The organism is Microbacterium sp. 4NA327F11, assembly GCF_005503465.1.
Lineage (GTDB): Bacteria > Actinomycetota > Actinomycetes > Actinomycetales > Microbacteriaceae > Microbacterium > Microbacterium ginsengisoli.
In genome coordinates, this window is the sequence record NZ_SCOB01000057.1 from 1 (window position 1) to 1,093 (window position 1,093).

1 protein-coding gene is annotated in these 1,093 nt (G+C 67.3%); it reads left to right on the top strand.

Features of this window, described 5'->3' with window-relative positions; translation table 11 throughout:
* Positions 1-96 precede the first annotated feature (96 nt).
* The coding region (locus tag FFS51_RS14590; RefSeq protein ID WP_137878792.1) for an IS481 family transposase at positions 97-1,093 on the top strand (997 nt) is incomplete at its 3' end.

A 1,093-nucleotide genomic window follows, 5' to 3' on the forward strand; every position in this document is an offset into this window, starting at 1 on the left:
TGTACTTCCCCGGGAGGTTGTGAACGGGTGAGGTAGGCGAAGACCTCCGGGCAGGATGTGGGTTACCACACTCGCATCCTGACCACGGAGGTCTTCGTGTCTCACGCTAACGCGCCTTTGACGCCGGAAGGGCGTCGTCGTCTTGCTGTCCTCGTCGTGGATCGGGGCTGGTCGTTGCGGCGGGCAGCGGAACGGTTCCAGTGCTCGCCCGCGACGGCGAAACGGTGGGTCGACCGGTATCGGGCCGGGCTGCCGTTGACGGACCGCAGCTTCAGGCCGCAGACCTCGCCGAACCGGCTCCCGCGGAAGACGGAGCGGAGGATCGTGTCGTTGCGGTTCACCCGCCGGTGGGGTCCGCACCGGATCGCGTATCACCTGGGCCTTGCCCGCTCGACGGTCGGCCGGGTGCTGGCCAGGTATGGGATGCCGAAGCTCGTGAACATCGATCAGGCCACCGGGCTGCCAGTCCGCAAGCCGACGCCGAAGCGGTACGAGGTCGCAAGACCGGGCCAGCTGATCCACGTCGATATCAAGAAGCAGGGCCGGATCCCTGATGGCGGCGGCTGGCGCGCCTTCGGCCGCGGATCGGCGCAGGACCGTGCCGCGGGATCCGTCCGTGACAAGGCCGCACGGTCAGGAGCGGCCGGCTCCCGCGGCTACCGGTATCTGCACCACGCCGTCGACGACAACTCGAGAGTCGCGTACTCGGAGATCCTCGACGACGAACGCAAGGAGACCGCGGCAGGGTTCTGGACCCGCGCGAACGCGTTCTTCGCGAGCCTCGGAGTCACGGTCACCGCCGTGATGACAGACAACGGCGCGTGCTACCGGTCACACGCGTTCGCGGACGCGCTCGGCGACGGTGTGAAGCACAAGTGGACAAAGCCGTATCGGCCGCAGACCAACGGGAAGGTCGAACGCTTCAACCGCACCCTCGCCGCCGAATGGGCCTACGCCAAGCCCTACGCCAGCGAAGCAGAGCGAGCCGCGGCATACGAGACCTGGCTGCATCACTACAATCACCACAGACCCCACACCGGGATCGGCGGCCAGACCCCCTCAGCCCGCGTTCACAACGTCACGGGGAAGTACA